At 41.5% G+C, this 13,841-nt stretch carries 10 protein-coding genes; 9 read left to right on the forward strand and 1 reads right to left on the reverse strand.

Annotated elements, in window-relative coordinates; all coding sequences use genetic code 11:
* Positions 1 to 267: 267 nt before the first annotated feature.
* The 9 genes from rlmD to AAAT93_RS05195 all read left to right on the forward strand — a co-directional run bounded on the left by rlmD (position 268) and on the right by AAAT93_RS05195 (position 11,875).
* Positions 268 to 1,650, forward strand: a complete 1,383-nt coding sequence (gene rlmD / locus AAAT93_RS05155) for a 23S rRNA (uracil(1939)-C(5))-methyltransferase RlmD (protein WP_227573490.1) — start codon at positions 268 to 270, stop codon at positions 1,648 to 1,650.
* 275 nt (positions 1,651 to 1,925) lie between these two features.
* Complete coding sequence (locus tag AAAT93_RS05160) at positions 1,926 to 2,855, forward strand: hypothetical protein (protein ID WP_227573491.1); 930 nt, start codon at positions 1,926 to 1,928, stop codon at positions 2,853 to 2,855.
* Positions 2,856 to 2,875: 20 nt separating this feature from the next.
* A complete protein-coding gene (locus AAAT93_RS05165; RefSeq protein ID WP_227573492.1) occupies positions 2,876 to 3,355 on the forward strand; it encodes a hypothetical protein in 480 nt (159 codons plus the stop codon).
* Complete coding sequence (locus AAAT93_RS05170; protein WP_227573524.1) at positions 3,355 to 4,197, forward strand: DUF3387 domain-containing protein; 843 nt, start codon at positions 3,355 to 3,357, stop codon at positions 4,195 to 4,197. Before AAAT93_RS05165 ends, AAAT93_RS05170 begins: the two co-directional genes overlap by 1 nt.
* A 12-nt stretch (positions 4,198 to 4,209) precedes the next feature.
* Positions 4,210 to 6,276 carry a GmrSD restriction endonuclease domain-containing protein gene (locus AAAT93_RS05175; RefSeq protein WP_227573493.1) on the forward strand — a complete coding sequence of 689 codons (2,067 nt, stop codon included), beginning with the start codon at positions 4,210 to 4,212 and terminating at the stop codon, positions 6,274 to 6,276.
* A 31-nt stretch (positions 6,277 to 6,307) separates the two neighbouring features.
* Positions 6,308 to 7,357 carry a virulence RhuM family protein gene (locus tag AAAT93_RS05180; protein ID WP_227573494.1) on the forward strand — a complete coding sequence of 350 codons (1,050 nt, stop codon included), beginning with the start codon at positions 6,308 to 6,310 and terminating at the stop codon, positions 7,355 to 7,357.
* Positions 7,358 to 7,808: 451 nt separating this feature from the next.
* A complete protein-coding gene (locus tag AAAT93_RS05185) occupies positions 7,809 to 8,855 on the forward strand; it encodes a YwqG family protein (protein ID WP_227573495.1) in 1,047 nt (348 codons plus the stop codon).
* 51 nt (positions 8,856 to 8,906) lie between these two features.
* Positions 8,907 to 9,575 carry a hypothetical protein gene (locus AAAT93_RS05190; protein ID WP_227573496.1) on the forward strand — a complete coding sequence of 223 codons (669 nt, stop codon included), beginning with the start codon at positions 8,907 to 8,909 and terminating at the stop codon, positions 9,573 to 9,575.
* Entirely contained in the window at positions 9,572 to 11,875 is a 2,304-nt protein-coding gene (locus AAAT93_RS05195) for a DEAD/DEAH box helicase (protein WP_227573497.1), read from the forward strand. Before AAAT93_RS05190 ends, AAAT93_RS05195 begins: the two co-directional genes overlap by 4 nt.
* Positions 11,876 to 11,914: 39 nt before the next feature.
* On the opposite strand, the gene AAAT93_RS05200 is transcribed toward AAAT93_RS05195, so the two are convergent.
* Complete coding sequence (locus tag AAAT93_RS05200; RefSeq protein ID WP_227573498.1) at positions 11,915 to 13,681, reverse strand: helix-turn-helix transcriptional regulator; 1,767 nt, start codon at positions 13,679 to 13,681, stop codon at positions 11,915 to 11,917.
* Positions 13,682 to 13,841 lie beyond the last annotated feature (160 nt).

Here is a 13,841-nt window from a genome sequence, read left to right on the forward strand (position 1 = left end):
GTACGCAATCGCCGCCAATTCGCCATCCGTGGCTCAGTGGCGGCTTGTTTGAACATCGTGTTCAAACATTGCTGATTATACTCAGAACATCAAGAACTTCTAAGTTCCAAACATATCCATATTACTGCAATGAAATACAACCATATATCTACAAATTACAGAACATCTTGATGTTTGATTATTTGTTTCTTTTCTTCAAATTATAAATATAGTATACTATGATTAGTTGAATTTATAAATATAGTTTAGGTAAAAAGAGGAACGAAAGTGAAGAAAAACGATAGCATAGAATTAGTGATAGAGGATATGGGAACGGACGGCGAAGGAATCGGACATGTAGCGACTGAGGACGGCAGAAGCATCGCAGTATTCGTGAAGGATGCCGTGATGGGCGATACGATCCGTGCCGCAATCACGAAGGTCAAAAAGCAGTATGTGTATGCGCGGTTGGTGGAGGTAATTAAACCGTCACCATATCGTGTAGAACCGAAATGCCCGGTGGCAAGACCGTGTGGTGGCTGTACATTGCAGCATGTGAGCTACGAAAAACAGCTTGATTACAAATGGAACAAAGTCAAGAACTGTCTTTCGCGTATCGGTGGAATCGAGCATCCGGAAGATCTGATGGAGCCGATTATCGGCATGGAAAATCCGTGGAATTACCGGAACAAAGCGCAGTTCCCGGTGGGACGGGACAAGGAAGGAAAGGTCGTAACCGGATTTTATGCAGGCAGAACGCATACGATCATTGATACGTCGCATTGCGATATCCAGGCGGAAGGCAATGATACAATTATTAAATGTGTGCGGGATTTCCTGCAGGAATATAATATTTCAACTTATGATGAGGAGACGCATACTGGTCTGATGCGTCATATCCTGACGAGGGTAGGATTTACAACCGGTGAGATCATGGTGTGCCTGATCATTAATGGTACGAAGCTCCCACATGCGGATGTGCTGGTAGAGCGGTTGCGCCAGATCGATGGAATGACGAGCATCAGCATCAATATCAATCAGGATAAGACAAACCGGATTCTGGGAGATACATGCAAGACCTTATGGGGACAGGATTATATCACGGATTATATCGGTGATGTGAAATATCAGATATCACCATTGTCGTTCTATCAGGTAAACCCGGTTCAGACAAAGAAACTGTATGACAAAGCCTTGGAATATGCCAATCTGCAGGGCGGGGAGACAGTCTGGGATCTGTACTGTGGTATCGGAACAATCTCGCTGTTCTTGAGCAAAAAGGCGGCGAAGGTGTATGGCGTGGAAATCGTCCCACAGGCAATCGCCGATGCGAAGGTAAATGCGCAGATCAATGGCATCGAAAATGTGCAGTTCTTCGTTGGCAAGGCAGAAGAAGTGCTTCCAGCCGAATACAAGGAACACGGCGTATATGCGGATGTGATCGTCGTTGATCCGCCACGCAAGGGGTGCGATGAGACATTATTACAGACAATCGCAGATATGCAGCCAAAGCGGATGGTCTACGTGAGTTGCGATCCGGCAACGCTTGCCAGAGATGTGAAGCGCATGGGCGAGCTTGGGTATCAGGTCGAGAAGGTTGCGGTCGTGGATCAATTTTGCCAAGGGGGACACGTGGAGACGGTCTGTCTGCTGTCAAGAAAAGATAAATAAGGGATGAAAAGTGACGTATTTCCGGGCTTCTTTCGAGGTTACTATCATCAGAGAAGCCTTGCGGAAAGCTCGGTTTTCTTGTATGGAAACATATCTACTTTTTAGTCTGACTGGAGAAAAAGTGGATGGTCGGAAAATAGCGATAGGGTTTAGGCTGTGGATTAGATGTCATAGGTTGTGGCACTGGAATTGCTATCAGAGCCGACCGCAGTTTAAGCCACTCGATATTAAGAGACAGACTTGGCAGTGGAATAGATAACAGGAGGTGGCTATGTATGATTTGTGCTTATTGTGGAAAAGAAGCTAAAGGGACTAAAGAGCATATAATATCAAGTGGAATACTTGGATTATTTCCGGAATGCTTCGCAACAATAGACGGAGAGAGAAGTATCGTGCATCAAGGGGAACCTATGGTGAAGGATGTTTGTGCAGACTGTAATAACAATAGGATTTCGTACATCGATTCTTATGCAAAAGAATTTATTGAGAAGTATTTTTTAGTGAAGTACAAAAAAGATGACACTCTTTCTGTAGAATATGACTATACAATGATTCAAAAAATGTGTTTGAAGTTTGCGTTCAATGACTTGAGGGCTAGGAAGAAGGATGTATCTTTTTTTGATGATGAAGTAAAAGAATTCCTGTTGAATGAAGAAAAAAGTAGTCCGCTAGGGAATATTACAATCTTGGCTGGACTTGCAGTAAACACTTCGCCTGCACTGGATTATATGTTTGGAAATATGAAACTCCGCTGGGGAGATTCGCCACTATTACTGGCGAATAGTATTGTCACAAACATTGATTATAATACCGGGCATATCACCTTGCGAGAGGAGAGGAAAATACAAGAGTTTGAGAATTATGCATTATCGTATGTATTTAGGTTCAATAGTCTACAGCTTCTTATACTTTGTTGGGACAGAGATATTAAGGAAGATGTGCTCAATAAGAACAACATAATCTTGAAGTATCAATATCCGTACTCCATTTTGGATGCTTCAGGAAATACAGTGTTGTCCAGATGTACTAGTGAAGCAACATATCATCATGAACAGCTAATCGATGTAACATGGGGACAAGGCCTGATGGATGAAATCAGCTATATGCGTGGCACATTTTCTGAACAAAGTGAAAAATATTTTGAAGAAGTTCAGAAACGATGGGATGAAGAAGAACGAAAACTGGCAGAAGAACATCCAAGATAAATAACGCAGGAGGACGATACATGACATTATCAGCAAAACGATTAGGAGAAAGGTGTGGCTTGACAGCAGAGGAAATGAACATCTTATTAAAAGAAGAAGGATTCCTTTCTGGTGAGCCCGGAAATTATTATCCAACAGAGAAAGGAAAACTATTCGTAGTTGAAAAAGGCGATGACAACGGGTACGGTGGTTATGCATTTCGAGGTTGGAATTGGTTCGAATGGGATGAAAGAATTCTTGAAGAACTTGACACTTCAGTGGAGAACAAGCGTTATATACGAGAGAAAACATCTGAAGAGCGTCGCCGACGCAGGGCAGAGAAAGCTGCTGAATCGGAGGCATATTGGAAGAAAGTCAATAGCCGAAAAGAACAGCCTGCGGAGGATATATCTAATGAATTAAAAGATAGTACAACAGGCAAATTAATTATTGGCGCTCTGGCGCTAGTTGGATATGGGATATACAAGGTTATAACTCATATTACCAAAAATGATGATTAATAACAGAACAGGAAAGGCATGAAGCAGCTTATATGGAAGCTTTGCGATTTACAGTTATTAAGATCACTTACGGTGGTACTGGTGGAAAGAGCCTGGCCCTTACCGAGATTAACGATCAAATCAATGAACTTTTGAAAGCGGCAGTACAGAGTGAAGGTGTCATCAGCTTATTTGACAGCAGCAAGAGTGGCGGTGAAAATTTCAGCCTGTTTGATCCAGCAGTCCTGGACGAAATCTCTAGAATGAAGGAAAAAAATATAGCTGTCGAGATTTTGAAAAAACTTATGGCTGAGCAAGTGGCTCTTTACAAGAGAACAAATGTGGTACAGTCACAAAAATTCTCGGAGAAGATAGCACAACTGATGAACTCTTATTATAACGGACTAATCACCAATGAAGAGGTTATTAAAGAACTTCTGAAAACTGCAGAAGAGATTGCAAATCTCTATAAGAATGGTCAGGAACTTGGACTTTCACAAGAAGAGCTGGCATTTTATGATGTCCTTACAAAACCGGAGCATATCAAGGATTTTTATAAGAATGATGAATTAATTGCTTTGACAAGAGAACTTACAGAAATGCTTCGTAAGAATCGCACTATCGATTGGCAGAAGAAAGAAACTGCTAGAGCGCAGATGCGTAAGATGGTTAAGCGACTCCTTAAGAAATATAAGTATCCGCCGGAAGACTATGATTTTGCAATAAGCACAGTAATTAGTCAGTGTGAGCTTTGGACGGATAATGTGGAACCACGAAAAGAAGAAAAACTCTATAAATATGTATCTGAAATAGAACTAAGCAAGGTGGCAGAGGATACGGTTTCTTATGGAGAAAAGAAGTAATGGAGGTGCGATATGGATGCACGTAAAGGCAATATTTATGAGATATTGAACGGAAATAAGCAATTCTTGATTCCGGTTTATCAGAGATTCTACAGCTGGGATATAGATCAGTGTAAACGACTTTGGAACGATATTGTAGAGATGCAGAGAAAAGGTAAAGTGGGCCATTTTGTAGGTTCTATTGTTAATATTGCTGAACAGGCAATGCCAACAGGTGTTCAGAAATATATGATTATTGACGGCCAACAGCGAATGACTACCTTAACACTGCTTCTTCTGGCTTTGCGCGATTATGCAATAAAGAATCCGAATGACACAACAATCAATGCTCGTCGTATAGATAATATGCTTCTAAAAAACGAGTATGAAAGTGGTGATGAACGATATAAGTTACTGCTGACTGAAACAGATAGAGATGTTCTTATAAGCCTTGTTGAGGAAAAGCCAATTGCAGAAGGCACTAGATCAAGACTGATTGAAAATTACAATTTTTTTGCTGGAAAACTCGCTGATAAAGTAATTCAGCCTGCAGAGGTATATGAGTCAATTGGAAAATTACAAATTGTTAATATCACATTAGATCGTGCTGTTGACGATGCACAGGCAATTTTTGAAAGTTTGAATTCTACTGGTAAGGAACTTTCTGAATCTGATTTGATTCGTAACTATGTTTTGATGGGATTAGAGCCATCTGAACAAACTTATGTATATGAACATCTTTGGCGGCCTATGGAACAGCTGTTTATCTATGAAACGCAAGGAACGGTAATGGATGCTTTCTTCCGCCATTACTTGACCATGAAACTTTCTCGTATTCCAAAGCAAGGACGTGTATATGAAGAATTTAAATTGTATCATTTGAATTGTGAATTTGGAACTATCAGAGAATTATGTCAAGATTTGTTTGAATATGCAAAATATTATACAAATATTGTATTCAAGCGAAATACTGACACGGATTTAAAGAAGTTATATGAGGACATTATCGATTTAAGAATGGAAGTATCTTACCCGTTCTTGCTGAAAATTCATCATGACTGCGTAGAAGGACTAATTACATCAGATGAACTGAAGAATATTTTGAAGCTTTGCATTAGCTATGTTCTGAGACGTGCAATTTGTGAGATCCCGACCAACTCAATGAACAAAACCTTTGCAACATTGAAGAATTATATTAGACCAGATGATTATCTGAATTCTATTAAGGCATTTTTCGTGATGCAGGATACATATAAAGAATTCCCAGATGACGATAAGTTTGAAGGTGCATTTGTAAGCCGTGATATTTATAATATGCGTGCTAGAAATTATATTCTCAGTCGTTTGGAAAACTTTGAAAACAAAGCTCCAATTATAATAGAGAATTACACCATTGAGCATATTATGCCGCAGAACAAAAATCTTTCTTTAGAGTGGCAAGCTGATCTTGGTACTGAGTGGCAAGAGGTTCAGAAAAAGTATTTACATACAATTGGCAATCTTACTTTGACTGCATATAATTCTGAAATGAGTGACAGGCCTTTCTTGGAAAAGATGGATATGCCGGGTGGATTCAAAGAAAGTGCACTTAGGCTTAATAAATATGTGGTTTTGCAAAATAAGTGGAATGAAAAACATATCCAAGAGAGGGCAAACGAATTAGCAAAGAAAGCAGAATCTATTTGGCCATATCCAACTTTAACAGTTGCAGAACTTGCGCTATATCAAGTAGAAGATAAAACAGTGCAGAAATATTCCTTGGAAACATATGATGTGAATGCTTTTACAAGAATACTATTCGAGTCTTTAGATAAGCGCATTATGAACTTATCCCCTGCGGTTAAGAAGGAATATAAAAAGTTGTATGTTGCCTATAAACTGGATACTAATTTTGTTGATATTGTTTTTCAGAAACAAAGATTGCGTATCTCGATTAATATGAAGTTTTCAGAGATTAATGACCCTAATGGTATTTGCAAAGATATTACTGGCTTAGGACGTTGGGGAAATGGCGATGTAGAATTGTTTATGGAGCATCAGGATGAATTAGATCAAATCATGGAAATCGTGAAACAATCTTTTGATGCACAGGCAGAATAATGATTTTGGGACGTTAAAGGAGGCCTCTTATTTGAAAAAGAAAAAAGATGAAATAACCATCCGTTCCAGCGCTGCAGAATACCTGACTTATGTTGCCTCAGTTGGTGATCAGCAGGACAGTATTGAGATGCGCTATGAAGATGAGAATATCTGGCTAACACAGAAGATGATGGCCACGTTGTATGGCGTAGATGTTCGTACAATTAATGAGCATATTAAGAAAATTTATTCTGATTCGGAACTTGAGGAAGATGCAACTATCCGGAATTTCCGGATAGTTCAAACCGAAGGCTCGCGTCAGGTTACTCGTGATACGAAACATTATAATCTTCAAATGATTATTGCTGTTGGTTTTAAGGTGAACAATGAACGAGCGGTGCGGTTTCGCAAGTGGGCCAATGGCATTGTCAAGGACTATACCATCAAAGGCTGGGTCATGGATGATGAACGCTTGAAAAATGGTGGCTCTGTGCTTACAACAGAATATTTTGATCGCTTGCTTGAGCAGATTCGTGAGATCCGTTTGTCAGAGCGTAGATTCTATCAGAAGATAACAGACATCTATGCTACTGCTCTCGATTATGACCGTACGGCAAAAACGACAAAGCAGTTCTTTGCAAAGGTCCAAAACAAGATGCATTATGCAATTCATGGACATACGGCAGCGGAGTTGATTTATGAGCGAGCCGATGCAGATAAGCCACACATGGGATTAACCACTTGGGCAGCAGCACCGGAAGGTAAGATTGTAAAAAGCGATGTGAGCATTGCGAAGAATTATCTTTCAGAGAAAGAAATGCGTTCACTGGAGCGTATTGTATCTGCTTATCTGGACTTAGCAGAGGATCGCGCAGAACGTCACATTCCAATGACGATGGAGGACTGGGCAAAGCGTCTGGATCTATTCCTGATGGCGGATGACAGAGAGGTCCTTCAGGACGCAGGCAAGATCACGGCAGAGATTGCCAAGGCAAAAGCTGAGACAGAATTTGAAAAGTATCGTGTCATTCAGGACAGGTTGTTCATGTCTGACTTTGATAAGTACATGCTGGAATTGGAAGAAAGTGCGAAGAAGCAATAGGATTGATTTTGTTATAGTTATGAATTCGGAAAGGATATGGTACTATAGCAAAGCGAAAGACACTGACCAAGGATTGGTACAGATATGATACACGATTTGATTTACCGGTTTATGCAGAAAATGGTGATATTGAGAGATATAATGTTTTTACTGCAAGACTATTGATCAGACATGCTTCTTCAGGGAAAAAGTATTTGTATGACATTTTGGAAATAAAAAAAGAAACGAGCAAGTCCTGTCAGGAATAATCCCTACCCGGTGAAACCCCATTTCCTTTATAGAATATAATAATGCATTATATTGAGCTTATCAATCCGAATATTCGAATTTTCACTCGCCTGAATAGTAAAAAGTTGTTTGAGAATACCAATATTGGTTAAGAAAGTGAAAGCATATGAAGAAAATTATATTGTACATTTTAGGAATAATTTTGTCCGTGTTCGGAGGCGGAATGTTTGTTTGCTGTACATATGGTGCGATTACAGATAAATTCCAACCGATTCATGTGTATCTTTCCCTGTTCTTTTCCTTCGGCGTAATTTTAGCTGCTGGAATTGTTATGATATATTTTGGTCATAAAAAGAATGTGAAACCAAAAGAGTCAGTTGACGATTATCATACGCCTGTTCAAATGCCGGACAAGAAAACTGTGAAAATATTATTACAGGAGTTGCAGAAGCGGACCAGTCAGGATTCCATTAAAATTCAGATAGAGGAAAATAGAAAGCCGACACTTATTGAAAGTAAGCTGGGAGGCGTTCCCTATTGGGACAGGAAAAGAAAGTATCCGACAACTTCCGGTGGAAGTAGCTTGATGTTGCTGGCACAGATAAATCTGAATGAGGTTCCTGACAATCAAATGCTGCCAAAGACAGGAATGCTGCAATTTTTTATATGGTATGACAGAAACTATGGTCTGTCCATGCAAGAAAGTGGCTATCCAAATCATACCTATCAGGTTGTGTACCATGAGAAAATAGATGAAAGTATTACCGAGGCGGATGTGCTTTCTATGGGAATAAAGACAACCAGGGATATGGAAAAAAAAGATATACATGGAAATCAATATAACGGAGCTTGCTTCCCTGTAAAGGGAGAATATGCAGTTTCCTTCAAGATGGAAAAAGCATATATGAATGACTGTGATATAAGGTGTGATGGATTACTGCATAAGATTGCAGACGAGTTCGGTATTGCGTTGGATAGCAGATTAAAATTTTATCAAATGTTTGATGAGTATGATAAAAAATATGCAGATATTCACGAATCTACATATGGACACCGGATGTTTGGATATCCATATTTTAGACAGTCTGATCCACGAAGTATGAAGAGAAATTATTATGATACCCTGCTGTTCCAACTTGATTCGGATTACTGGAAGAATCAGTGGCGAATTCTGTGGGGCGATGCCGGTGCTGGTGCGTTTTTTATTAACAGCAAAAAACTTGAGGAACTGGATTTTAGTGATGTACTTTATAGTTGGGATTGTTGTTAATGCTGGTGTGAATGATTTGGAGAGATTGTAAGAAGCGTAGGAGAAAATGATATGGTGTATTCAGTGCAAGAAGCACAAGTCAAATTATATAGTGCTCTGGCGGACAAAATAGGTTTTAAATATTTGAAAAGTCAGAGATGCTTAAAAAAGGTAATAGGAAATCTGGCTTTCCATTTTGACTTTTACTCAAGCAAATGGAATCAATCAGGTAAGCAGGTTGAGATCGAAGCGGGCTTTTATATATATAATAAAAAATATGGAAAAGAAGGAATTAACAGTGTTGTAGCAAGCAAAATGTTTCGCCCTGGGGCAGAAAGTGGATACTGGTACGATATATCAACACAGGAAAGTCTGGAGTCAACGTATAATACATTATTGGAAGAATTCAAAACACCGCTTGATTTGTGTACACGATTCGAAGCAGATTATATTTCGGCTATCAAATATTTATATGAGAATTTGTTTGATGAATATAACGTCTTTTTGGATTTTGCTGCAGATAATCTGGGTTTGGAAGCTGTGAGAGAAAGGGTAGAAGCGTTATATGCGTCTATTCCGAAAGAAGACGCGGATATTTATAGAAGAAATAAAGAAGAGATAAATCGGATGATTAAAAATAATGATCATAGGTATGGAAGAATAGAAGGGGTTCAGTCGTGGATGATTAACAGAAGCAATTGGAAATGGGTTATGGATTATGAAGTTATTAGAAAACTATGAACTACGAAAACATTTTACAATTTAAGGGAACGTGGCGTGTGTATCAGGCACGGGTGCTGGATCGGGCGGAGCATTATGTGCGGGATGGCAAGATCCATATCGTGGCGGCTCCGGGTTCGGGAAAGACTACGCTTGGAATTGAACTGATACGCAGGCTGCAGGGAACGGCACTGGTGCTTGTGCCGACCATTACGATCCGGGAGCAGTGGATCGCACGGATCAAAGAGGCATTTTTGTGTGACGGTGTGAATGCGGAAGCGTATCTGTCACAAAGCCTGAAAAATCCACGTGCAATTACAGTGACTACATATCAGGCATTGCATAGTGCCATGACGCAGATACAGGATGGAGAAGAGGATTATCAGGGATTTTCCCTGCTTCAGGTCTTGCAGGATGCAAAGGTAGATACGCTTTGTCTTGATGAATGCCATCATCTGCGAAGCGAGTGGTGGAAATCGCTGGAAAGCTTGAAGGAGAAGCTGATCGATGTGACAACAATCGCACTTACAGCGACACCGCCATATGATTCGACACCTGCCATGTGGAACCGTTATATCGCGATGTGTGGCGAGATTGATGAGGAGATCACGACGCCGGAGCTGGTGAAGGAGGGAAGCCTCTGCCCGCATCAGGATTATGTGTATTTCAATTATCCGACGAAACAGGAAGAAGCGGAAGTGATGCGGTATATGCAGGCACATCCGGACTGTGAGGAGTTAGATCCGGAGATAGAGAAGCATCTGACGAATTCCCTTGGGAAGATCGAAAGCATCCGCCAGATTACACAGCATGAATATGCATCACTTCATGGAAGGCTGCATATGCTGATCCTTACGGATTATATACGGAAGGAACATGAAAAATCAATCGGTAACCGGGAAGCAGATGTGAATCTGCTCGGGGTGCTGCCACTCTTTGAGAATCTTCGGCGGGATGCGCAGGATATGTGGTCGGACATGCGGCTTGGCGTGTTATGTGGAAGCATTATTGTGATACCAGCAGAGGCGAAGGATGCACTATTAAAAACTGTGGGTGATTCAGGCACGGTGACATTCTCGAAGCTTGGAAGTCTGCCGGAGACTGAGTATGTGAAGGTATCTGCGGTTGGAGACTCACATTTCCTGATACCGGCGGTGACACAGTTGTTTGCAGATGGATATATACAGGTGTTGATCGGTACAAAATCACTGCTTGGCGAAGGCTGGGATTCCCCGTGCATTAATTCCCTGATTCTTGCAAGTACCGTTGGTTCGTTTATGCTCAGTAACCAGATGCGTGGCAGAGCCATCCGCACATGGGACAGAGAACCGGATAAGACAAGCAATATCTGGCATCTGGTATGCTTAAAACCATGGTATGAGAGTTCGTTCGGGACGAAACCGGAGACGAGCGAGGATTACCGGATGCTTACCAGACGAATGGAACATTTCCTAGGTCTGCACTACACGGAGAATGTGATTGAAAATGGTTTGGCACGTCTGTCGATCATACAGAAACCATTTACAAAGGCGAATGTAGCGAATATGAATGCGACGATGCTCGCCTTATCTAAGGAGCGGAGCCGCTTGCGGGAGCGTTGGAATCGTTCGCTTACGATCTATCCGAAGATGGAGGTCGTGACAGAGGTAAAAGTGCGGGATAAAGCGGTGCCAAGGGCTGCGTTTCATGATGCGGTAGCAAAGATGATATTCTCGATATTCCTGTTGTGTGCTGCATGGTATATGGCGGCGCAGACAGGTGCGAAAACCGGGAGTGCGTGGCTTGGAACGCTAGCCGGAATATTTACGCTGGCAGGACTGGGGATGCTTTCTTACTGCTTCCCAAAGATGTTTATGCTTGGAAGTCCGTACGAACGGTTGAAGACATTTGGCAAGGGAATCCGGAAAGCACTGGAGAAGCAGAAGCTTTTGGATATGCCGGACAGTACGGTTGTGACGGAGACGCCGGAAGCGTATAAACATGTCGTATATCTGCAGGGCGGAAGCGGAAGAGATGGAGCGCTTTTTTCCCGGTGTGTGAATGAGTTTTTTGCACCGGTTGAGAATCAGAAATATATCTTAGTCAAGCATGGAAGACAAAGAGGAAACGACCGTTTTTTTGCAGTGCCGGATTGTTTTTCAGCGAAGAAGGAACAGGCAGAGCAGTTTACAGAGTGCATGCGTCCATATATCGGTGCATACGATTGTGTTTATACGCGGGCAGGACAGGGGAATGTTTTGCTGCAGGAGGCACAGAATGCTGCCTATGCGAATCAGGAAGCACGCTGCAGTATGCGGCGGAAGGTAACAGGAAGAAAGTAGAAAGTTAAGGAGCGATATCTTTCGGTATCGCTCCCTTTATTAATGTGACAGTGGGACATTCTTCGGGACAGAAGAATCGTCCCTGATTGGAATTACCATATTTTCAAAGGCATGCCGCATCTTCGGATGCCGGATGAGAAAATGAATCGCGGGTGTTTTATTTTTAGATACAAGTACCCATTTTCCTTCATGAATGTAGATCTGGACGTTGCGAAAGGCAAAAGCTGTATTTTCAACAATATGATAGTTGAAATTTTGCTGTTGGTAAGCAAGTGCCAGTTTCCAGTGTTCTGTGTAATCTTCCCAACGGTAAAGCACATCCTTCTCATAAAATAAACCGGAGAGTGGGAGCACCATTGGTGACTGATCAAATTCCTGTTTGGTCAGCACAGGGATTTCTTCTGTGATGGTACTATGCGATAAAATCGTAGCTGCAAGCTCCTTCTGCCTTGAAACATATTGCCGGATTTGTTCCTGTTCCACCTGCGGAATCTGATTGTGACATAAAATACGGTCAAGTAGATCTTCGCTTAACGTATGTAACGAAAGGGCAGATAAAATATAATATCTTGCGCCTTCTTTTTTTGTGTCTTCATCCAGAAAGAAGTTGTATGCCTGTGCGTGCTCGGAGCGATAGATTTCCATGAGTGGTGTTGCCTTGGATAAGAGTCGTTCGGCACGTTTCTTGTAGTAAGCAACCTCACTTTTGTTTTTGGTCAGATAATATTTCCCCTCGGAGTGATAGCCATTGATCGCTTCTCCGGTCAGTGCCACGCTGCCGGATACCTTTAAAAGGCTGGAAAAAATAGTTCCCTGTACGCTTTTCAGGTAGTAGGGGGATATCTGACCGGACATATACATTGGAATCCAGCTTTCTAATCCAAGCATCATGTCATCAAAGGAACGGTCAATGTTATGGATCTGGTTTAAATGAAGTCCTTTTTTGAGCATCATCGCCATACCGAACATCCATTTTTTAGGGAAATCTGGATCTTTTGCCATCTCACTCATTGGCATATCGCTATACATCGTGACGGGTTCTGTGGACTTGGAGAGCACAGTCGCCTTTAAGAATGCAAGCTCACTGTCCATCATTTCCTGCAGACCAAAATAGCTTTTGGAGGTAGGAAGCTGAAATGGAACGGATGGTACTTTCAATTCATCGAAATGGATGGCGCAGATGTATTCATCGAGATTGAAATCATCCAGCTTATGAAGAAAACTCGTCATCTGGTCTTTGGAATGGTTGGAGCCGTTTGCCAGCCAATCCGAAAGCTGAGTCTGGTAATGATTCAGATCCTGTAACTCTTCCAGACTGCATCCGATCAAGTCGGCAATCAATGCTTTTTTGGATGTATCCTGGTATCGGCGTGCGACGAAATGGGAGACTCCGGAGATAAATTGCTGTGGGTTTGCAGGCTGCCGCTGGCCATTCCGGATGCGCGAGATATAAGATGCGTCGTAGTTTATATATTTGGCAAGCTCGGAAATATTCACAGGCAGGATTGACAGCAGTGTGTTCAGGTTTTTCTGAAGATTATCGATATCCGGGTTTTTGCTTTTGACATAGGGGAGAAAGGAGTCTGTGACAGTCTGGATTGTGAATTCAGATAAGCCTTTTTCCCCGGCAATACGAACAATACCAGTTACCAGATTTGCAAGGTTATCAGAATCTGCTTCAGGAACGCGGTCACCGGAACGATATCTGCTGATGGTAGCTGCCGAAAGACCAGAGCGTTCGGAGAGCATTTTTGCTGTGCAGTCCAATTGTTCAATATATTCCGCGAGTTTCTCTTGAAAGGTCATAATTTTCTCCTCCTCTATAATAAATGATTATATATACTATACAACAAAGGCCGGTAATTACAATACAGATGTTTCCGGATAGACATTGACTGTGTGGAAATATTAAGCATAAATATCTGGAAAGTTGTTATAATCGTATCACATTAAATAGCGAGGAGGG

This window comes from Coprococcus hominis (ex Arizal et al. 2022) (assembly GCF_040094675.1).
GTDB lineage: Bacteria > Bacillota > Clostridia > Lachnospirales > Lachnospiraceae > Coprococcus_C > Coprococcus_C hominis.

What these genes read in the sequence shown, in the direction of transcription:
- AAAT93_RS05160 (WP_227573491.1), top strand. Translation starts at nt 1,926, where the DNA reads ATGATTTGTGCTTATTGTGGAAAAGAAGCTAAAGGGACTAAAGAGCAT.
- AAAT93_RS05165 (WP_227573492.1), top strand. Translation starts at nt 2,876, where the DNA reads ATGACATTATCAGCAAAACGATTAGGAGAAAGGTGTGGCTTGACAGCA.
- AAAT93_RS05175 (WP_227573493.1), top strand. Translation starts at nt 4,210, where the DNA reads ATGGATGCACGTAAAGGCAATATTTATGAGATATTGAACGGAAATAAG.
- AAAT93_RS05185 (WP_227573495.1), top strand. Translation starts at nt 7,809, where the DNA reads ATGTTTGTTTGCTGTACATATGGTGCGATTACAGATAAATTCCAACCG.
- AAAT93_RS05190 (WP_227573496.1), top strand. Translation starts at nt 8,907, where the DNA reads ATGGTGTATTCAGTGCAAGAAGCACAAGTCAAATTATATAGTGCTCTG.
- AAAT93_RS05195 (WP_227573497.1), top strand. Translation starts at nt 9,572, where the DNA reads ATGAACTACGAAAACATTTTACAATTTAAGGGAACGTGGCGTGTGTAT.
- AAAT93_RS05200 (WP_227573498.1), bottom strand. Translation starts at nt 13,681, where the DNA reads ATGACCTTTCAAGAGAAACTCGCGGAATATATTGAACAATTGGACTGC.